The 20,031-nt window shown below is 64.9% G+C and carries 20 protein-coding genes; 16 read left to right on the top strand and 4 right to left on the bottom strand.

Annotation, left to right across the window (positions count from 1 at the left end; all coding sequences use genetic code 11):
- The first annotated feature begins 201 nt into the window (after positions 1–201).
- The 10 genes from E4634_RS10750 (at position 202) to E4634_RS21465 (ending at position 12,390) form a co-directional block, all read left to right on the top strand.
- Positions 202–2,448 (top strand): glycosyltransferase, encoded by a 2,247-nt coding sequence (locus tag E4634_RS10750; RefSeq protein ID WP_135443721.1) that lies wholly within the window; start codon positions 202–204, stop codon positions 2,446–2,448.
- On the top strand, positions 2,441–3,532 hold the full coding sequence (locus tag E4634_RS10755; RefSeq protein WP_135443723.1) for a hypothetical protein: 1,092 nt from the start codon (positions 2,441–2,443) through the stop codon (positions 3,530–3,532). The genes E4634_RS10750 and E4634_RS10755 overlap by 8 nt, the downstream gene beginning before the upstream one ends.
- Complete coding sequence (locus E4634_RS10760) at positions 3,525–4,532, top strand: sulfotransferase (RefSeq protein WP_135443725.1); 1,008 nt, start codon at positions 3,525–3,527, stop codon at positions 4,530–4,532. The genes E4634_RS10755 and E4634_RS10760 overlap by 8 nt, the downstream gene beginning before the upstream one ends.
- Positions 4,529–5,494: a hypothetical protein gene (locus tag E4634_RS10765; RefSeq protein ID WP_135443727.1), complete on the top strand. Its 966-nt coding sequence runs from the start codon at positions 4,529–4,531 to the stop codon at positions 5,492–5,494. The genes E4634_RS10760 and E4634_RS10765 overlap by 4 nt, the downstream gene beginning before the upstream one ends.
- Positions 5,495–5,524: 30 nt before the next feature.
- On the top strand, positions 5,525–6,685 hold the full coding sequence (locus E4634_RS10770; RefSeq protein WP_135443729.1) for a glycosyltransferase family 4 protein: 1,161 nt from the start codon (positions 5,525–5,527) through the stop codon (positions 6,683–6,685).
- 135 nt (positions 6,686–6,820) lie between these two features.
- Complete coding sequence (locus tag E4634_RS10775) at positions 6,821–7,426, top strand: hypothetical protein (RefSeq protein WP_135443731.1); 606 nt, start codon at positions 6,821–6,823, stop codon at positions 7,424–7,426.
- Positions 7,423–8,592 carry a glycosyltransferase gene (locus tag E4634_RS10780; RefSeq protein WP_135443732.1) on the top strand — a complete coding sequence of 390 codons (1,170 nt, stop codon included), beginning with the start codon at positions 7,423–7,425 and terminating at the stop codon, positions 8,590–8,592. The genes E4634_RS10775 and E4634_RS10780 overlap by 4 nt, the downstream gene beginning before the upstream one ends.
- Entirely contained in the window at positions 8,589–9,356 is a 768-nt protein-coding gene (locus E4634_RS10785; protein WP_206046857.1) for a glycosyltransferase family 2 protein, read from the top strand. The genes E4634_RS10780 and E4634_RS10785 overlap by 4 nt, the downstream gene beginning before the upstream one ends.
- 1 nt (position 9,357) lies before the next feature.
- Positions 9,358–9,738 (top strand): DUF2304 domain-containing protein, encoded by a 381-nt coding sequence (locus tag E4634_RS10790; RefSeq protein ID WP_135443734.1) that lies wholly within the window; start codon positions 9,358–9,360, stop codon positions 9,736–9,738.
- A 21-nt stretch (positions 9,739–9,759) separates the two neighbouring features.
- Positions 9,760–12,390, top strand: coding sequence for a hypothetical protein (locus E4634_RS21465; RefSeq protein ID WP_167854856.1), 2,631 nt, complete (start codon positions 9,760–9,762; stop codon positions 12,388–12,390).
- A gap of 66 nt (positions 12,391–12,456) precedes the next feature.
- On the opposite strand, the gene E4634_RS10795 is transcribed toward E4634_RS21465, so the two are convergent.
- Positions 12,457–13,566 (bottom strand): trypsin-like serine peptidase, encoded by a 1,110-nt coding sequence (locus tag E4634_RS10795; RefSeq protein WP_135443736.1) that lies wholly within the window; start codon positions 13,564–13,566, stop codon positions 12,457–12,459.
- Between the two features lie 346 nt (positions 13,567–13,912).
- Between E4634_RS10795 and arfB the strand changes: the two genes are divergently transcribed.
- The 3 genes from arfB (at position 13,913) to E4634_RS10810 (ending at position 16,752) form a co-directional block, all read left to right on the top strand.
- Positions 13,913–14,332 (top strand): alternative ribosome rescue aminoacyl-tRNA hydrolase ArfB, encoded by a 420-nt coding sequence (gene arfB / locus E4634_RS10800; protein WP_135443738.1) that lies wholly within the window; start codon positions 13,913–13,915, stop codon positions 14,330–14,332.
- Positions 14,333–14,503: 171 nt separating this feature from the next.
- Positions 14,504–14,899, top strand: a complete 396-nt coding sequence (locus E4634_RS10805) for a PH domain-containing protein (protein WP_240725161.1) — start codon at positions 14,504–14,506, stop codon at positions 14,897–14,899.
- Between the two features lie 191 nt (positions 14,900–15,090).
- Positions 15,091–16,752: a phospholipase D-like domain-containing protein gene (locus E4634_RS10810; RefSeq protein WP_135443742.1), complete on the top strand. Its 1,662-nt coding sequence runs from the start codon at positions 15,091–15,093 to the stop codon at positions 16,750–16,752.
- 34 nt (positions 16,753–16,786) lie between these two features.
- Here the strand turns inward: E4634_RS10810 and E4634_RS10815 are convergent, their stop codons facing one another.
- From E4634_RS10815 to E4634_RS10825, 3 genes are all read right to left on the bottom strand, one after another.
- Positions 16,787–17,245, bottom strand: coding sequence for a hypothetical protein (locus tag E4634_RS10815; RefSeq protein ID WP_135443744.1), 459 nt, complete (start codon positions 17,243–17,245; stop codon positions 16,787–16,789).
- Between the two features lie 83 nt (positions 17,246–17,328).
- A complete protein-coding gene (locus E4634_RS10820; protein WP_135443746.1) occupies positions 17,329–17,985 on the bottom strand; it encodes a hypothetical protein in 657 nt (218 codons plus the stop codon).
- A gap of 138 nt (positions 17,986–18,123) precedes the next feature.
- A complete protein-coding gene (locus E4634_RS10825) occupies positions 18,124–18,447 on the bottom strand; it encodes a DUF6156 family protein (protein ID WP_135443748.1) in 324 nt (107 codons plus the stop codon).
- A gap of 240 nt (positions 18,448–18,687) precedes the next feature.
- Between E4634_RS10825 and E4634_RS10830 the strand changes: the two genes are divergently transcribed.
- From E4634_RS10830 to E4634_RS10840, 3 genes are all read left to right on the top strand, one after another.
- Positions 18,688–19,020, top strand: a complete 333-nt coding sequence (locus tag E4634_RS10830; RefSeq protein WP_135443750.1) for a DUF1508 domain-containing protein — start codon at positions 18,688–18,690, stop codon at positions 19,018–19,020.
- A 109-nt stretch (positions 19,021–19,129) separates the two neighbouring features.
- Positions 19,130–19,348: a Nif11-like leader peptide family natural product precursor gene (locus E4634_RS10835; protein ID WP_135443752.1), complete on the top strand. Its 219-nt coding sequence runs from the start codon at positions 19,130–19,132 to the stop codon at positions 19,346–19,348.
- 23 nt (positions 19,349–19,371) lie between these two features.
- Positions 19,372–20,022, top strand: a complete 651-nt coding sequence (locus E4634_RS10840) for an alpha-ketoglutarate-dependent dioxygenase AlkB family protein (RefSeq protein WP_206046858.1) — start codon at positions 19,372–19,374, stop codon at positions 20,020–20,022.
- The last annotated feature ends 9 nt before the right edge of the window (positions 20,023–20,031 follow it).

Genomic DNA, 20,031 nt, shown 5'->3' on the forward strand with positions numbered 1-20,031 from the left:
AATGCCCGCGCACGGCGGCAACGGTGCGGCATTCGATGGTGCAGCTATCCTGCAGTTCGATGTTCTGCCAGGGGGGAAGCGGCGGAAGATACAGAAAAACTCGGGGTTCTGGCGGGCTCGCGGCCATGCCGCGAGCCAAATGCTGTATCATTGGCGCCAGCCCTTCCACCGGACTGAGCAAGAAATAACCAGAAGTCCCCTATGATCTGGATCGCGTCTTTTCCGCGCTCGGGAAACACCTTCCTGCGCAATGTGTTGTTTGAAGTTTACGGACTCGCATCCAGCACCTACCACCTGGAAATCTCCTACGCCCTGGACGAGGATTTCGAGTCCTACCCGTTCGTCAAAACCCACCTGCGCCCGGGGGAACTGGACGCCGCGGGCTTCGACCCGGCCATCCCGGTGGTCTACCTGGTGCGCGACGGGCGCGACGCAATCTGCTCCAGTGCCCACCATCGCTCCAACCTGATCGCCCCTGGCTCGGACCTCTACCAGAACATGGTCGAGGCGATCGTCGCCGACCGCGGCAGCCACTTCGGCGGCTGGTCGGTGAACGTGGAGGAGTGGGTGGAACGCGCGGACCTGGTGATCCGCTACGAGGACCTGGTCGCCGACCCGATCGGCCAGAGCCAGCGCATCGGCCAGTTGATCGACCTGCCGCCGCCGCGGGTCGAGCGCCTGCCGACCTTCGAGTCGATGAAATTCGGTGTTCCGGAGTACGGCGCCGGCAAGCACCAGGACCTTGATGAAGAGGAAAAACACCGCCGCGCCGAAAAGTTCTTCCGCCGCGGTAAGGCCGGTGCCTGGCGCGACGAGATGCCCGCGGAACTGCAGGAGCTGTTCTGGAGTTACCACGGCGAGAGCATGGAGCGCCTCGGCTACACCCGCGATGGCGCGATTGCCCGCCCGCACCCGGACCTGGATATCGAACTCAGCCTGAAACTCGGCCATGAGCGCGATGCGCCCGAGCGCCCGTTCCGGGTGTTGATGGAAGCGGAAAAACTGATCACTGCCGACAACGACGGCGTCAAGCGCTACCAGGTGGAATTGCTCGAGGCCATGTACGCGGGTGTTACCCACCCGCTGTCGCGCTGGAAAATCGACCTCTACCACCATGGCAACATCACCCCGCTGGAGCATTTCCGCGTCGACAGCTTCGCTCGACTGGCGGAGGAACGCGCGCGCAAGCGCCGGCTGCATCGCGAGAAACGCCGCCGCGGGCGCCGCGCGGAACAGGAGGTGCTGGAGCCGGACCAGGAGGAGAGCAGCGCGAAGGATTTTTACCCGACGGCGCCTCGTGTCGGGCTTTTTCTGCGCCTGGAGCGAGCGCTCATGGCCAGTGTGCCGCGCTCCTTTGTGCGCTACCTGGAGCGCAACGGCATCACTGCGCTGCACGACAGCTACGAGTTTTTCCGAGCCGGCCTGTTGCGCGCCGGCGCACTGGCGACGGGGAGTGCACTGCGTTTGCAGGCCTGGTACAGCGGGCAGGGTGCAGCTGACGAGTCGGAGTCCGCTGCTGAACCCGGGCCGGAAGCTGCGCAGACCAACGACATTGCAGCGAAGCACGACATCGTGCACATTCCGCTGAAACAACACTTCCGCGCGTTTGCCGATTCGCCGGCGCGCAAGGTGATCACGATTCACGACCTCACCCACCTGCATTTTCCGGACATGCACACGCGCGCGAATGTGCGCAATGCGCAGGAAGGTATGGCCTTCGCGCAGGACAGCGGCGCCGAGTTGATCGCCGTGTCCGAGGCCACGCGCCAGGATGTGCTCGAGCACACCAGCGTGCCGCCCTCGCGAGTACACGTTGTCTACGAGGCCGCCGACCCGGCCAAATTCAGTCGCAAGGTCAACAAGGATGATTGTCGCCGGGTGCGCCGCAAGTATGAAATCGATTTCGACGCACCCTATATCATCTGCCTGTCGACACTGGAACCGCGCAAGAACCTGATCAACACCATTCGCGCCTTCCTCGACCTGGTCAAGCGCGAGCGCGAGTGCAAGGTAAACCTGGTGATCGCCGGCAAGCGCGGCTGGGACGCGGGCGAGATATACACCCTGGCGAAGTCGCAGCCGCGGCGTATTTTCCTTACCGGCTTTATCGACGACGAGGACCTCGCCTACCTGTACTCCGATGCCCTGTGCCTGAGTTACCTCTCACTCTACGAGGGTTTCGGCTTGCCGCCGCTGGAGGCCATGCGCTGCGGAACGCCGGTGGTCTACGGCGACAACAGCTCGATACGCGAGGTGGTCGCCCAGGGTGGCCTGCCTGCGGACCCCTACGACATCGCCGCGATCCGCCAGCAGTACTCGCGCCTGCTCAACGAACCGCACCTGCGCGAGACCCTCAGCCGCGCCGCCCTACAGCGGGCCAACCAGTTCTCCTGGCGGCGGGCGGCCATTGAAACCCTGGCCCTGTACGAGCAGGTCATCGATGCCTGATTTCGGGCCGCATAAACTGCTCGCCTATATCACGCCGGCGTTTACCGCCGCGCGCAGCTGCCTGCCCGCCTACCGCGGCGATGTGCCGGGCATTTTCGCCGTGGCCGGCCTCGCGGTGACACTCGAGGCCGCCGGCCTCGGCCTTATCTATTTCCTGGTGCGCCTGTTCACGGATGAGCCACTGCAGTTGCACGGCTGGCAGCTGTGGTTCGAAGGCGTGCTGCACTCGCCGCTGGGGCTGACGCTGCTGTGTGTCGGTCTGCTCAGCGCCGGCCTGCGCCTGAAGTACCGGCTGGTGCGCAGCGCCAATGATGTCGCCTACAAGGCTGGTCTTTATGCCTCGCGGTCTGCACTCATGCGCACCCACGTGCTGCTGGACGAGAGCCACGACCACTACGGCTCCCGCGAACAGCGCAACGCGGTGTCCGCCCTGCTCAAGGAAATTCCCTTCGCCTGCGGGTTCGCCTCCGGCAGTTTCGTGCTGATGGGAATTCACGTCATCCAGGCCGTGGTGCTGTCCGCCTTCCTGCTGTTCCTCAGCCCGTTGTTGAGCCTCGCGGTGTTGCTGGTCGCGCTGCTCGCGTTTTCCCTGCTGGCCGCCTCATTCGAGTCGGTGGTCGGTGTCGCCCGCGAGCGCCGTGACCAGGCCGCGAACCAGCGCGAGGAGGCCAGTCGCATTACCGACAGCCTGTTCGACCCGGCGGTGGATGCGGACGCCTTTGCCGTCGAGGTCGAACACGCCCTGGACGCCGGCAGTACCGAACAGTGGCTGCGCTCGCGCATGGCGCAGCGCGTCAAGTTGCGCGCCGGCGCCATGATCATCGGCTTCATCTATCCGGTGGCCATTGTGTTTATCGCGATGCTGTACATCTACACCGGCAACCTTGCGCCGAGTATCTCGGACGTCGCCCTGTATTTCCTGGTGCTGCGCCAGGCCATCAGTTCCCTCAGTGCCATCGGGAGCACATTCATGTCGTTCAGTCGTTTCCAACACCCCCTGTCCAATTTTTACTGCCTGCTGGTGAGCGGGGATATTCCGGACGAGTTGTTCACGGGCGGCAGGGATACCAGCGACGATGAATGACACCCAGGCGGTGAGTGCGCGTACGCCGCTGATTCATATCGGCATGCCGAAAACGGCGACCAAGACCTTGCAGTGGCGCCTGTTCGCCCTGCACAGCGAGGTCTACTACCTCGGCCGTTTCGACGGTGGCTCGTTCCGGGCCGAGCACCGGCAGCACCGCGCCTGCCGCGACGCCGAGGTGCTGGAGGTCATGGCGCGTATCGCCTACGACAATATCTTCGAACCGGACATGGACGCCTGTCGTAATCGGATGCGCGACTACCTGCGTGAGCACAACCCGGAGGCGAAACTCCCGGTATGGTCCTGGGAGTCCTATTGCACGGACAGCTATACGATGCGCGCACAGCGGGTGAAAAACCTGCAGCAGTTGTTCGGCGAGGCGCGCATCCTGGTCACCATCCGCCAGCCGGTCAAACTGCTGGAGTCCGCCTACCTGCAGCAGCTCAAGCGGGATAACATCGGTGCCCGCTACCGCCGCGGCAAGTCTGCATTTTATTGCGAGATCGATGACTGGGTGGAGCGTGATGCCCACGGCGATATCGACGATCATCTCGACTACGCGCGCACTATTCGCTGCTACACGGAGGCATTCGGTGTCGACAACGTCTGCGTGACCACTTTCGAGCAGCTGTTGGAAGACCCGGAGGCCTTCTGGGGAGAAATCTGCCAGTTCATGGGTGTGGATACGGCGCAGGCGCTCGAACTGGTGGCCGAGAACGAAGACAATACGCGCTGGAGCGAAATCCAGCTGCAGCGGCTGCAGGCGATCAAGCGTTCGCCGGTGAAGTCGCTGGTCTACCGTTTTGCGCAGCGCTCACAGCGCAAGCAGATGCTGGACCTGACGCGCAAGGGCACGCCGAAGACAGCGGCGGCGAAGGCACGGCCGGGCATATCGCCGCGCCTGCAGCGGGAAATCTGCGAGCGGACACGCGAGGGCAATCTCTGGTTACAGGAGACCTTCGGGCTCGATCTTGAAAATAAAGGGTATATGGGGACATGAAACGACTGGTTCTGCACACGGGCATGCCGAAAACCGCCACCTCCACCTTGCAGGAAGCGGTGTTCCGTCAGCACCCGGACGTCTTTTACCTGGGCAAGAGCACCAAGAACGGCGTCACCAAGGGCACGCGATCGCAGGAGATCTACGATGTGCTCAAGCCGGTCCTGTGGTCGCCCAAGGGCAATACGGACTACGCCGCACTGGCCGCACGCTTCAAGGAACTGGCCATCGATCCGGCCGGGGAAGAGCAGGTGGTGATCGCCTCCTGGGAGGGGCTGGGCGGCATCCGTGAACGCCGTTTTCGCTCCCTGCTCGAACGGGTGCAGCAGATCTACCCGGAATACCGCCTGTTGAAGTGCCTGCGCAATCCGGTCAACTGGGTGACCTCGCAGTACCTGCAGAACGTGCAGGGCCAGTTCCTGAAGAAGAACCGCGACGCGTATTTTCACGGCCGGCCCTGGGTACCCTTTGAAACCTGGTTGAAGCGACGTTACACCAAGCATGGCGACATGTCGCTGTGGTTGTCTGCGGCGGACAACATCAAGGTGGCGGTGGACGTGCTGGGGCGGGAAAACGTCGGCGTGTTCCTGTTCGAGGACATGATCGCGGACGCCGATGCCTACTACCGGGGTATTTCGGAATTCATCGGCATCGACGGCGAGAAAACCCTGGAGCTGGTGGCCGGTGCGCACGCCAACCCGCGCCTGACCCAGGCCGAGTACGACCATATCCGAGAGGTGGACAGCAGCCTGGTGGCGCGCACCCGCTGGCGCTTTTCCCCGGACGCCGAGCGTCGCCGGCAGATGCGCAAGATCTCCCGCGCCCAGCCGGATTCCCCCGGGGTCAAGATCGCGCTCACCGACGAGGTGCGCCAGCGTGTCATCGACAGCACCTGCGAGGGCAACCGTTGGCTGCGCGACGAACTGGGCCTGGACGTCGAGCGCCACGGTTACCCGCTGTAACGGCGGCCGCAGCGCGTTGGCCTGCACATCGTGAAAGTCATTCTCGGCAGCGACAGCCTGCAACAGCCGCTGACCGGCATCGGCCGCTACGCGCTGGAGATCGCGCGTGGTCTGCTGGCCGCACCGCGCATCGAAGCGCTGCTCGGCTACGACCTGGGACGGGTGCACTCGCTCGAGGAAAAACTCGCGCGGCTGGACGCCCCACCGGGCGAGGCGCCCGCGCAGGGCTCGGCGCTGCGCAGGCGTGCTGCCCAGTCGCCGCTGGTGACGACGCTCTACCAGCACTACGTCAAGTTGCTCAGCGCGCGCTTGCTGCGCGGTTACGGCGACTACCTGTTCCATTCGCCCAACTTCCACCTGCCGAGGCATCCGGGCCCGTCCGTGGTCACCGTGCACGACCTGTCCTACCGCCTGTTTCCCGAGTACCACCCGGCGGCCAGGGTGCGCTGGATGAACAGCATGGTGCCGGAGTCGCTACAGGCCGCCGACCGCATTATCTGTGTGTCCGCCGCGACCCGTGCCGACGTCCTGCGCGAATACGGGGTGTCAGCGGAGAAGACCGTGGTGATCCCGCTGGGCGTGGACCCGGACTTCCGGCCGCGAGCGGCACAGGAAGTCGAAGCGGTGCTGGCGCGCCACGGCCTGGATTACGGCAGCTATTTCCTGTGTGTGGCGACCCTGGAGCCGCGCAAGAATATCGAGGGGCTGCTCGACGCCTACCTGGCGCTGCCGTCGGCGCTGCGCCAGCGCTTCCCGCTGATGTTGGGCGGCGGCGTCGGCTGGCACAGCGAGGCACTGTTGGCGCGCCTGGCCGCGGAAGAGGGCAGCGGGCAGGTGCGGCGCCTCGGTTACCTGCCGGAGGCCGAACTGATGGCCCTGTACAGCGGGGCCATGTGCTTCGTGTACCCCAGTCACTACGAGGGCTTCGGCCTGCCGGTGCTGGAGGCGCAGGCCAGCGGCATCCCGGTCATCACCAGCGATGTCTCCTCCCTGCCGGAGGTGGCCTGCGAGGCCAGCCTGCTGCTGCAGCCGGGGGACGTGGACGCATTGCGCGAAGCGCTGCAGCGCGCTGCGGAGGACGCCAGCTGGCGCGCGGAGTGCGTCGCGTCGGGGCTGGCCAGGGCCGCCGGTTTTACCTGGCAACAATGTGTGGACCAAACCATTGAACTGTATCACCATGTGCACCGCTGACGCGGTGCCCGCGCCGCAGCCTTGCTGTGTGCGATGTCATTCGGCGCGCTGTCATTCCGCGCGTTGCAACTCGGCGCGCTACAGATTGGCGCGTTCTAACACGCTATCGCCCGGACATAAAAGAGGAGTCTTATCGTGACATTCAGAGCCCTATCGATCGCGCTGCTGGTATCCCTGGCCGCCTGCGGGCAGGACGACAACAAGAGCGCCGCACCCAGTGCGGACCCGGGCGCCGCGCCGGCCAGCACCTCCCCGGCGCTGGTTGATAGCGGGCCTGCGAATGCCGCCCCCGCCGGCTATCCGCCGAAAAGTGCGGCGCAACCGACCAAGGATCGCCGCTCCAAGGAGCAGCGGCGCCTGCAGCGCATGGATGAAGTGGTGCAGCTGAGCGAGGCTCAGAAAGTCCAACTCGCAGACCTGATGGCAGCGGGCGCGAGCAAGAAGGAACTGATGACCGTGCTGAGCGAGGAACAGGTCGCCGCCTGGCAGGCCCACTCGGCGACCCGCGAGCGCAAGCATGACAAGGAGCGCGCTTCCAAGCAGCGCCAGACCCAGGTAGAGAAATGGCAGGCCTTCCTCGACCTGGACGAGGCCCAGGTGGCCGAGATGAACGCAATTCTCGCCGAGGGTGGCGACACCAAGGCCCTGCGCGAGGTCCTGATGCCGGAGCAGGTCGAGCAGCTCAAGCAGCACCGCCAGGCCCAGAAGAATGCCGCCGGCACGGATAGCGCCGGCGGGTGAGGGTACTCCACCTCGGCAAGTACTACCCGCCGGACCCGGGCGGTATGGAAACCTTCCTGCGCGACCTGTTGCACGCCTCGCTGCGCGCGGGGCTCGAGGTCGCCGCGCTGGTGCACGCCTGGCGACCCGGGTTGCGCAGCAGCAGCGAGACCCGGCACACCGCGGACGGTGACCTGCAACTGACCCGCGCGGCGATCTGGGGGCGGTTGCTGTTCACGCCGATCAGCCCCGCTTTCCCGCTGCAGTTGCGGCGTCTGTTGCGGCAGTTCCAGCCAGGCATCGTGCATGTGCACCTGCCCGCTCCCTCGGCGTTCTGGTTGTTGCTCTCACCCGCGGCACGTCGCGTGCCCTGGGTGGCGCACTGGCACGCGGATGCCATCGACGAGCGCGCCGGCACGTTGTTGCGCGGTGTTTACCGCTGGCTCTACCGACCGCTGCAGTCGGCTCTATTGCGGCGTACGCGTGCCATTATTGTCACCTCGCCACCGTACCTGGAATCCAGCCCGGCACTGCGCGAATTTCACGACAGGTGCGTGGTCGTGCCGCTGGGCCTGGATGCGCAAACCCTGCACGCCGCCGCGCCGACAGCGCTGCCTGCCGATAACGTACCGGGCGAGATACGCCTGCTCGCCGTCGGCCGCCTGACCTACTACAAGGGCCTCGATGTGCTGCTGCGTGCGGTGGCCGCTGTGCCCGAGGCGCGGCTGCGTATCGTCGGTGTGGGCGAGGACGGCGAGCGCCTGCGGCACCTGGCCGACGAGCTGGGTCTTGCCGGGCGCGTTGCGTTTCTCGGTGGTCTCGACGACGCCGCACTGGCGCGGGAATACCAGGCCTGCGACTGCCTGTGCCTGGCCTCCACCGAGCGCTCCGAGGCCTTTGGCCTGGTGCTGCTGGAGGCGATGTCATTCGCACGTCCGCTGATTGCCTCCGAGATTCCCGGCTCCGGTGTGGGCTGGGTGGTCGAGGAGGGCGTGAACGGACTCAAGGTACCGCCAGGCGACGTACCCGCCTGGAGCGCTGCAATCCGCAGGCTCGCCGGCGACACAGCGCTGCGCCAGCGCCTGGGTGCGACGGGCTGTGCCCGTTTCGAGGAGCGCTTTGCCATCGACGCCTGTATGCGCGGCGTCGGCGACGTCTACCGCCAGGTCCTGGAGGTCGCCGCGTGACGGCCCTGCAGGACACTGCAACAGCGGATGCCCTCGCGGGTGTCGCGGGACTGGTCGTGATCCCTGCGTTCAACGAGGAGGACAGCATCGCCGAGGTAGTGCGCTCGATCATCCTCGCCAGCGGCTTTCCGGTACTGGTGGTCAGCGACCACAGCACCGACGACACCGTGGCCCAGGCCCGTTCCGCCGGCGCGGAAGTGATCACGCTGCCGGTGCAACTGGGGCCCTGGGGTGCCACCCAGACCGGGCTGCGCTACGCCAGTCAGCGCGGTTACGACGTGGTCCTGAGCATGGACGCGGACGGCCAGCACCTGGCCTCGGATATCGCCGCCGTGGTGCGCCCGCTGGCCGAGGGCGAGGCGGATGTCGCCATCGGCGCATTCACCGAGCGCGGCTCGGCGCTGCGCAAGTTTGCCTGGGTATTGCTGCGCTGGACCTCGAGCCTGCGCCTGGACGACATTACCTCCGGCTTTCGTGCCTATGGCCGCGCCGCGGTGGAGTGCCTGGCCAGCGAGGAGGCGACCCTGCTGGCCTACCCGGACGTGGGCGTGTTGCTGTTGCTGCAGTCGCGCGGCCTGCGCGTGGTCGATGTACCGGTCACCATGCGCGAGCGCCACAACGGCGCCTCGCGGGTGTTCAGCTCGTGGTTCACGGTCATGTTGTACATGTTACAGACGTTGCTGCTGGGGCTGAGCAAGCGCCCGCTGCAGAAAATTACGCCGCAGGATTCGCGCCAGGGCGCGCGACGCAAGGGGGATAGCTGACATGATTCCAGTAATTACCGGGATAATGGGCGTTGCCATTTCGCTGGTCATGTTGCTGTTTCTGCGCCGCGACAAGCTGCATGCGCACCACGGCGTGTTCTGGTTCGTGATCGCCCTGGGCTTCGCGCTGCTCGGCTTTGCGCCGGGTATTGTCGACCAGCTGGCGAGCCTGCTCGGCGTGGCCTACCCGCCGGTGCTCGCCTTCGCCGCAGCCATCGGCCTGGTGGTGATCAAGTTGCTGCTGCTGGATCTCGAGCACTCCTCGCTGAAGCAGCGCAACGAGCGCCTGATCCAGCAGGTCGGTATCCTCGAGGTCGAGCTGCGACAATTGCGCGAGCAGGTCGCCGCCACCACCGCCGCGACCGGGCAGTCCACCGACTAAAATGCCAGGCAGCTCGCCATCGTGAGTGTGTTCGCCTTCGCAATGGCCCTGCTGCTGCCCTGGGCTGCGGGCTTTGCCGTACTGCGTTGCCTGGTGCATTGCGTCGGTGGGGGGCAGCGGGCGCCGCTTTCCCTCACCGTCGGCTACGGGTTCTTTCTCGGCAATGCGCTGCTGGTGGCCGTGCTCTATCTCGTGGGTATGTTCACGGAGCAGCTCCTGCGCTGGCCCGTTCACCTGTCGCTGGCGGTGATCGCAGTGATTGCCCTGTGGCTGGCGCAGCGCGCGCCGCGCACGCCGCCGTCGCATCACCCGCCACAGGCGGTGGCGAGCCGGGGCCAACGATTGTTGTTCGCGGCGCTGCTCTTGCTGTGCCTGCTGCACCTGGGCTTCGCGCTGGTGGAGCAGCTGCAATTGCCGACCTACCCCTGGGATGCCTGGCTGGCCTGGTTCTACCGCGCCAAGGCCTGGTTTTTCAGTGGCAACCTGGCGCCCATGGTGTCGCGGGCGCAGTGGTTGTCCGGGGTGTCCGGTGCGGATTACAGCATCGAGGCATTCGCCTACCCGCCGCTGGTCTCCGCTATTCCTTTCTGGAGTGCCTACAACCTCGGGCTGTGGTCGGACACGCTGGTACACCTGCCGTATTTTGGTTGCGGCGTGGCTGTCGCGCTCGGCCTCTACGGCCAGTGCAGGGAGCGGGGCCTGTCGCCGTTGCTCGCCGTGAGCGCGGCCTACCTGTGGTTGTCGCTGCCGCTGGTGGACACCCACCTCTCCCTGGCCGGGTATGCGGATATCTGGATGGCAGGGTTCGCCGGCCTGGGCTTTGTCGCGCTGGTGCGCGCCCTGGCGGGGGCGGGCAGGGCGCAGCTGCTGCTGGGCGCGCTCATGCTGGGTATCAGCGCGGCGGCCAAGGTGGAGGGGCTGATGTGGACCCTGCTGGCATTGCTCCTGGTACTCGCCTGTCGCCTGCCGCTGCGCTGGAGCATGGCGCTGGCAGGTGTGGCATTGCTGGCGGTGCTCACCGCCTGGCTGACGGGTTACACCTATGTCGAGCTGCCCCTGCTCGGCGGTACCGGCTACCTTGCCGGAGAACTGGTGCTTCCCGGCATGGGCGCCCACCGCCTGGAACTGCACAACCCCTTGCCCGCCTACCTGCGCGGCTTCCTGCTCGGCGGCAGCTGGCACCTGTTGTGGGTGTTCCTGCTGCTGGCCGCTGGACTGTTGCTGGGCGCGCGTGGCGGCGCCCTGCGCCGGCCGCTGCTTTTGTTCCTGCTCCTGTTTATCGCCAGCCAGGCGCTGATCTTCGCCGGCACCGAGCAGGCCGTATGGGCGAGCAGCCTGACCGCCGCCAACCGGTTACCACTGCAGATGTCGCCGGTGCTGGTCTTCGCCTGCGTGGCGTTGTTCGCCAGCCTGCGGCCGGTGCCGCCAACGGGTCCGGATGCGGTTGCCTGGCTGGGCCTGGCCGCTCGCCTGGCAGTGTGGTTGCCGCCGCTGGTTGCAGCGGTGGTAGTGGCCGCGGGCCTGTGGTGGCAGGCGCCGCGGGCGGCTGACCCCGCTGACGCCGGCCGCGAGCATACGGTGGCGCCGGCACAGTGGCGGGTCGTGGTCGGTAGCGGACAGGTGCAGGGTGATCGACTGGGGATAAACGGTTTCGACGCCGGCGCCGCGGTGCTCAGTCGCAGCGGCATCCACCTGGATAGCGCGCGCTATGCCTACCTGCGCTACGACGTGCAGGCGAGCATCTACACCAACCCGCAACTGTTCTGGCGCACTACGCGCGACCCGGGCAAGACCTACACCGCGGCGCTGCACGGCACCGGGGCCAACGTGCTGGCCCTGCACCAACTCAAAGGCTGGAAGGGCAATATCGTCGAGCTCGGTATCGTGTTGTTCGAGGACCCGAGTCGGCCCAGCAGCGTGGGCGGCCTCACCCTGAACACCGCCTCCACAGGCAGCTACCTGCGCAACGCGGCGGCGCACTGGCTCGCCTTCGACAGCTGGAGCGCAAGTTCCATCAATGGTGTGGTGCCTGCCGGCAAGAGTACGTTTCCCGCGCTACCGGCGGTGGTTGCCCTGTGGTTGCTGGTAACCCTGGTGCTGTACCTCGGTGTGGGTCTCGCCAGCCGTGGGGGAACCCAGCCCGGGGCGCGTTCGGGGAGACTGGTAGGCGCTATGGCGCTCAGCGCGCTGGGCGCCTGGCTGGTATTGGACCTGCGCTGGAGCGCCAACCTGCTGTACCTCGACGGCCGCGCCATCGAGGCGCGACGCGCCAGCGCGGGCAGGGATTTCCTGCCCGTCTCCAACGATGCACAGATCTACGCACTGGCAGGGCAGGTACGCCAGGCCCTGGCCGGGCAGCCGCCCGAGCGGGCCCGGGTGCTGGTGCTGGCGCGCAACCGCGAGGATTACCCGGCGCTGCGCGCCAAGTACCACCTGTTGCCCGTACCCGCTGTGATCGGGGATATCGACGTGCTTACCCGGCCGCGCAATCGCGGGGTGGGGTATCTCTTGCAGCTGACCAGCCCGGACCGGGAATCGCCCGGCATCGAGGCACTCGAACGGCAGATGGTCGCCGCACGCGAACGCCATGCGCCGCGGCTGCGCGAAGTGTTGCGCGCCGAAGCCGGGGTGCTCTACGAACTGGTGAAGTAGGCGGGCAGGCAAGCTGCCCGTGGGGGGAATCGCGCGCCGGTCGGCGCGCGTTTCAGTAGCCCTTACTCAGTAGCATTTGCTCGGGAATTCTGAGCAGGCGCCATTGTGCAGGCTGTCGATGTTGGTGGTGGTCGGGTAGGCAGTGTTGTTGCCGAAGCGCGACGCACCGCCGATCTTGATAGAGCCATCCAGATAGCCCCAGCTGGTCGTGCCTATCACGACGTTGTCCTGGTTGTCGCTGGGCTCGGGGTTCTCGGTCGCGTCCCGGTTGGTAATGGATGAGCCGAAGTTGGCCAGCCAGGGGCCGCCGCTGGAGCCGCCGGTCTGGTCGGTGCCGATGATCACGTTGTTGTAGTCGTCCTGCTCACCGAGGGAATCCGTGCGAATCATCTGCTTGCCGGCGTGCAGCGATACCGGGTAGCCGAGCTGGGTGATCTGGGTTGCTGTGCGGCCGGTAGCCGGGAAGTTGGAGACGTAGCTGTAGTTGTTCACTGCGGTGCCATAGTAGCCGCCCACCACGTCGGCGACTTCGCCGCCATTGCTGTCGGTGACCAGCACAGCCAGGTCGTTCTCGCATACGATGCCCACGGCACCGGGATTACAAACATCGGTCCCGTCGAGGTAGGTCGGTGGTACGAAGATGGCGGAAACCGTGAAGGTGCCGTAGAAGGTCGCGCCTTTATGCCGGTTGGGCTCGAACCAGACGGCATCCGGGGAATTGCCCTCACCGAAATCGGTAATGCAGTGTGCGGCGGTGACCAGCAAGCCCTTGTCGATGATCGATGCCGTGCAAACGAAGTAGGACACGCCGAACTGCATCCACAATTTGCCGGTGGGCGCGTAGGGCATGAAACGAATGGTTTTATGGGAGCCGGTTTCCGTCGATGCCTTGCGCGTGGTGAACGGGATACCGCCGGTGCCGAATGCAAGCGAGGCGACCTCGCCATTGCCCTGGCCAAGACGAGCGCGCACACCCTCCGGCAATTGCGCGGCGGTGACCATCGGCAGGCGCGTCTGTTCTGCAATCAGGCCCAGCTGTTCCGTCAGCAGCGACTGGCGGGCGGGAATATCCATCCGCACATAGCCATCGGCACTTGCGAGGGGCGCGGCGGTGGCCGCGGCGGCCAGGCCGAGGGCAGCGGCGGAGCGCGCCAGCGGGTTGTGAATCGGTTTCATCGTCGACTCCTGGAGTCCAATTGGCGGGCGACAGCGGCCCGTGTCTGGGTTTAGGCCCGCACAGACTAGTCACCCGCTATTCAGCTCACAAGCAAATAGCGTGGAAAACAGCGGTTGGATCCGGAGTTCTGTGACCCGGTTCTCACCCGTGAAAACCCGTAGTGAACAGCTGTTCTCCAGCCTAAAGTTGGCGACCGTGTTCTCTGCCTTCGGCGCCGCGAGGGCAGGGTGCGGTTTACCTCGTCTTATGGTTCGTGAAACACTTCCCCGCAGAGCGGCGTCTATGACACCGGCACAGGCAGCAATCGCTGTTATATTTCCGTCTTGCAAAGCGCACAGTGAACCCATGCCCGACCTGCAGATATCGACCCGCGTCGTCATCCCCGAGGACGAGATCGAATTGAGCGCCATCCGCGCCCAGGGCGCTGGCGGCCAGAACGTCAACAAGGTCTCCTCGGCGATTCACCTGCGCTTCGACGTGGGCGCCTCGTCCCTGCCCGACTTCTATAAGGAGCGTCTGCTGGCCAGCCGTGACCAGCGCATGACCAAGGAGGGCGTGCTGGTGATCAAGGCGCAGCGCTTTCGCACCCAGGAAAAGAACCGGGAAGATGCCCTGTCACGCCTGGCGGAGATTGTGCGCGCTGCGGGCGTGACGCAAAAGGCGCGACAGGCGACGCGCCCGAGCCGCGCGGCCAAGGCCAGGCGCATGGACAGCAAGACCCGGCGCGGTGCGATCAAGGCCCTGCGTGGCAAGATCGTGGACTGATCGGCCTGCCGGCGATGCGGAGCAGTGCTGGTCGCGGCTCCCTGTCCTTCTGCCCCCTTTCATCCCGGATACTTAGGTTTTACGATAGTGACTGCGCGACCGGGCAGGTCACTGCCAGGCAGTCCCGCCGCAGTTGCAGTCGCGCCTACGCATCGGGGAGGTAGTCGAGTGATGAAGGTATTTCAGTCGAGAGTCGATACGTGGCTGGTCGCGATTATCGTCGGGGCCGAGCTGTTCTGCCTGTGGATGTGCACCCAGCTGTTCGCCGCGGGTGCCTATCCGGCGGCCCTGGGCCTGCTGTTGTTCGGTGTCGGGCTGCCGCTGTGGATGCTCCTGTCTACCCGGTATGTTGTCGATGATGACACGCTGGCCGTTCGTTGTGGCCCGTTCCGGTGGCGGGTGCCGCTGGGCTCGATCGAGGCAGTACGAGAAACACACAATCCGGTCTCCAGTCCTGCCCTGTCACTGGACCGCCTTGAAATCAGCTACATGAATGGCAAGTCGGTTATCGTATCCCCCGCCGACAAGCGCGGCTTCTGCGCAGCGATTCACTGCCCGGTAGCTTGAAGCCCTGCCGGCCGTATTTCGCTTACAGCCTCTACCACCTGGAAGACTAGCCTCACTTAGCCTGCCCGCCAGCCAGCTGGCGACCCTGCTCCAGTGGGTGTTCGTTCGGGGGGACATGGCCCTATCCCACCGCGTGGTCTATACAGAGACGGTCAGGCGGTTTTATCGGTGTCAGCAGGGAGGGCGGACGCATGCGGGTAACCGGAATCTCGGACGGCTTCAAGGTACACGCGGTGGCGGGCACCTACGTGGTCATGCTCGGCTTTGACCTGCCGGAGTGCGACTGCGACGGCTTGCTCGGGTTTTCCATTCACCGCACCGATCACACGGAGAACGAGGCCTGGTACCTCGAGGCGATGAAGGTCTTCACCGCCACCGACCCCGGGTTTCCCGCCGGTTCCCTGTACTCGACTCGCGACCATCCGATCCAGAGCTTCCAGTGGGCGGACTATTCGGCCAAGCCCGGCCACCGCTACACCTACACGGTGATCGCCAACAAGGGGACGCCCCAGGCCCTGCTGCCGTTCCGGGTGCTGCAACTGGATATCGAGACTGAGTCACCTGAAAGCGGTGACCACGATGTCTACTTCAACCGGGGTGTGGCGGCCTCCCAGGCTTACACGCGACGTTTTGGTGACCGGCGTCCGGAAGAGGTGCCCAATCGCAAGGCGTATGAGTGGCTGTCGCGCGGACTCAACGAAGCGCTGGAGGACTATATTGGCGGTTGTGAGTCCGGCCGCGATGCGCTGCGTATCGCTGCCTACGAGTGCAACTACGACCGCTTCCTGCAGTTGCTCAAGGATACGCTGGCGCGGGGTGTGGACATCCAGGTGGTCTACGATGCGCGCAAGGACTACCCGAAGACAGACAACGTGCGGGAGATGCAGCGTTTCGGCCTCGATGCGGCAGGCGTTGCGTTCCAGCGCACCCAGCCCAAGTCCTACATCTCCCACAACAAGTTCATCGTCAAGTTGCGCGACGGGCAGCCGGTATCGGTGTGGACCGGCGGCACGAACTTCTCCGAGGGCGGCATTTACGGGCACTCAAACGTTGCGCACGTGGTGGAGGAGGCGGCGGTTGCGCAGCAATTCCTGGACTACTGGCTGGCCCTGCAGGCAGACCCACCCAGTTCACCGCTGAAAGACGCGGTGGAGGTGATTTCACCGCTGCCGGCAGGGCAGCCGGCGAATGGCACGACCGTGTTGTTCAGCCCGCGCAATTCCATCGCAGCCCTGGACTGGTATGCGACGCTGGCGCGCGGTGCGCGCGAAGGCCTGTTCATGACCTTCGCCTTCGGCATGAACGACGTGTTCAAGGAGGTCTATCGCAATTGCGAGGCACCGTTCCGGCTGGCGCTGCTGGAGAAGAAAACCCGCTCGATGAAAGCCGGGCCGGAGAAGACCGCGGAAGAGCAACGCATCCAGCAACTGCGCAACATGCCGGAGAATGTATTCGCTATCGGGGATTTCATCCGCACCAACGAGGTGGACGGCTGGGTCAAGGAGACCCTGAGCGGCCTGAACTCCCATGTGCGCTTCGTACACAACAAGTTCATGCTGGTAGACCCGCTGGGGAGCGACCCCATCGTGGTGGGGGGCTCGGCAAATTTCAGCGACGCCTCCACGCGCAGGAACGACGAGAACATGCTGGTGGTGCGCGGCAACACGCGTGTCGCCGATATTTACCTGGGCGAATTCATGCGCCTGTATAGCCACCACGCGTTTCGCGAATCACTGCAATGGCGCGACCCGGACGACCCGCCCAGGCCGCTGCGCACGGACGACTGGTGGCGCGACTACTTCGGCAACACACCGCGCTCCACGCGCCGCCGGTTCTTTGCCCGCAGCGAGTGAACCCCGGCTCCAGCATCCGCCGCAGCAGCGCAGCTCAGTTGTAGTACTGCTGGCGCAGCGCGATCAGTTGCGGGCCGCGTAATTCCTGTTCATCGCTCTTGCGCGTGACCACGTAGTCGCTGCCATCGAACACCACGGCCTCGCCCTGTTCGGCATAGGCCACAATGTTGTTGGCCGGGTCCAACTGGCGGTGATAGGCGCCGCCGATGTACTTGTTGAAGTCGGCGACAATACCGCCGTGGGGCGGGTGGCCGACCACGCTCCACCACGGGCTGCCGGCGCTGTCGTGGGGCCAGGCCTCGCCGGTCGCTTCCGAGGGAAGGTAGCGCTCCACCAGCACCTCACCGACCACGCCAAACTGGGTGCGGCAGGCCTTGTCGACGGGCTGGCCGTTTTTCGGTTCGCGAATTTCCAGGACTTCCGGTTGCAGGTAGTCGCTTTGCGTGGCCAGGACCCGGTGCTTTTCGCCGTCCAGTTGCGTGTGTTCGAACATGCTGTTTCTCCTGTCTATTTGCAGTGTTTGTTGTGCCCCTGGTGAAGGGCTCTGTTGCATGAGGCGTAGCCTGGCTGGCAGGTTCAGACCGCCAGCGCAGTGCGCCCGGCGACTGCCGTGGTGTCCGTATTGGCGGCAATCGCCATGTCCCGCTCCAGGGCGTTGATAGCGTCGCCGATGATCGCCAGCAGCGGCGGCAGGCCGCCCATGCACGACACGTAGAGCTGGAAGGCGGCGTCGCGGTCACCCTTGTTGACCTCGGCGACCTCACCGAGAAAACGAAAGGTGTGCTTGAACAGGGTGTCGATGGTCATCGCCAGCCAGATGTCGTTGTCTATCCACTTGTCGATGTACTCGTGCAGCCGGGCGAAGGCACGCTGCAGCGGCGGGTAGCCGGTGCCGACCTCGCGGCGCTTGCGAAACTGCAGGTATTTCTCGTAGGTGAATTCCGCGTTGATACGCGCCTTGCTGAGGGCCGGCTGGTAGTGCTGGCTGTACTCCTGGCTCAGCGTGTCGAAGTGTTCGCTGAAAGCGGCAGCGGTGGTCAGCTGGGCCAGCGGTTGCAGGGTGTCCACGACCACGCGGTAAGTGTTTAGAATATCCTGCAGCAGGCTGTCGTAGTCGCGGTGAAAATCCTCGGCGCCGATTTCCTCGAAAATAATGGCGTCCAGCGCGGCCAGTTCAGTGATCGTGGCGCAGATACAGGCGGTATCTTTCGCAATATTGAATTCCAGCCCCATTGGCGGCGTCCTCCGGTGGTTGTTCAATCGTCCGATGAGGGCTGTTGCAAAATCTGTGCAACATCCGCGCAAAATCTTCACGCGCTTCGCTCGCAGCCTGCCACGGGCGCGTTCCGGGCAGGGTGGGGCTACGCCTCGCTAACCGTCCGGCTCGAACTCCTCGTCGCTGATGATGCTGCCGTCGCTGCCGAATTCGAGCCTGCGGCCATCCTCGTCGGCACCGATGATTTCCGCCCCCGCGAGCCTGCCCGCGGCGTCGTAGCTGTAGCTGTGCGAGAGCTCGATGGCGCCGTAAACACGCTTGTGAATCAGCACTATGCGTCCGTCCTCGTCGCGATTGACGCCAAAAAACGTGTTGCGGTTGTGGATGTCTTCCGCGGTCAGGCGGTTGACCATGTTCAAGGGTAACCGGGCCCCGCTGTAGCTGAGGTAGTAGTCGTCGTAGCTGTATTTATCGTCCATCCGTGTACTCCTGTGGCCGTGCCGGATGTTCCGGCCTGTTCATCGTCGAACCCGTCCGCGTGGGGCAGCCAGGCGGCGGCGAATTTCCGACAATCCCGCTGCGCTTGTTGGATTTCGTACAACAAAATGTCGCGAAGCTTGTCGCCAAGCCTTGAATTTGGCGGGATTCCCGCTGGCCTGCAATTTGCAATCCATGTGGCGAACATTGCCAGGTCGAGGTATCGGCCGAGGAGACCAGCCATGTCCGCCGTATTCCGGGTTGCCCCCGTCGAAGAGGGTTTCTTCCAGTTCCAGCTGCTCGACGCCAACGGCGAGATGCTGCTGGTAAGCCCCGAGTTCGAAAACCGCGAGTTTGCCGAGAGCGCCATCCAGGATGTGCGGGTGGGCTCGCTGATGAGCCAGAACATCGCCAAGGCAAAAACTCCGCAGGGTGAATTCTTTTTCCTGATCAAGGACAGCCACGGGGCGATCGTCGCCAAGAGCGAGTTGTTCGACAATGAGATGCGTTTTGACAACGCCCTGCACAGCGTGCGGGAGAACGCCTGTGTCGCGGAAATTGCCTATGTGAATTGATTGCGCCGGCGCTGGCCGTTGCAGTTATGAACACCCGCAGCGGGGTTGGGGAAATATTCTCCGGCTGGCGTAGCGGGACTAACAACAACTTTCCAAACAGGAAACACCAATGTCTATACAGAATATCTCCGCATTTTCCGCCAAGGCCAAGGCCGACCCGGCGCTGGGTGCCCAGCTCAAGTCCTGCGAAAAACTCAAGGAAATGTTCACCCTGGCGCGTGATCACGGCTTCGACTTCGACGAGGACAGCCTGTACCCGCCGAACGAGCCGCAGTTCACCGAGGACCAGTTGTCTGCACGCCTGGCCAAGGCGTTGCTGCGCGCGTAGCACATGTCGCCGGGAGGTGCGCGGTGACGGGCCCGGCACTACCGGCGATCGCTGTGCAGCAGCAGTCGGGATCCCGGATCACCGCGACACGTATTCCCGGCTGCCCCGCACTATCCCTGTTGCGCGGCTTTCTCGACGACGCCACCAGCGATTCACTCTATCGCCGCCTGCGGCAGGAACAGGCCTGGCCGGACAACCACTACGAGGTGTTCGGCCGGCGCTTCACCCTGCCGCGCCTCCAGACCTGGCACGCCGACGCGGGAATCGTCTACAGCTACAGCGACAACCTGCTGGTGACGCGTCCCTGGTCAGCGTTGCTCAGCGACCTGCGCCAGCGTGTGCAGGGACGCCTGGGCGCTGCGTTCAACGCGGTACTGGTCAACTACTATCGTGACGGCGACGATTACGTCGGCTGGCACAGCGACGACGAGCGCGAACTCGGCGCGCAACCACTCATCGCTTCCCTGTCGCTGGGTGCGCCGCGCGAGTTCCAGTTCCGGCGCAAGGGCGAGGGCGCCGCGGCCGGTTCGGTGCTACTTGAATCCGGCAGCCTGCTGGTCATGGAGCCGGCGTTCCAGCACGACTGGCAGCACTGCGTACCGCGCGTCGCCGCCGGCGAAGGCCGCATCAACCTTACCTTCCGCCTGGTGCTGCCACCGCTAGTGCAGGGCTGAGTCTCGCGC

It is taken from the genome of Mangrovimicrobium sediminis (genome assembly GCF_004745945.1).
In the GTDB taxonomy this organism is placed as follows: domain Bacteria; phylum Pseudomonadota; class Gammaproteobacteria; order Pseudomonadales; family Halieaceae; genus Mangrovimicrobium; species Mangrovimicrobium sediminis.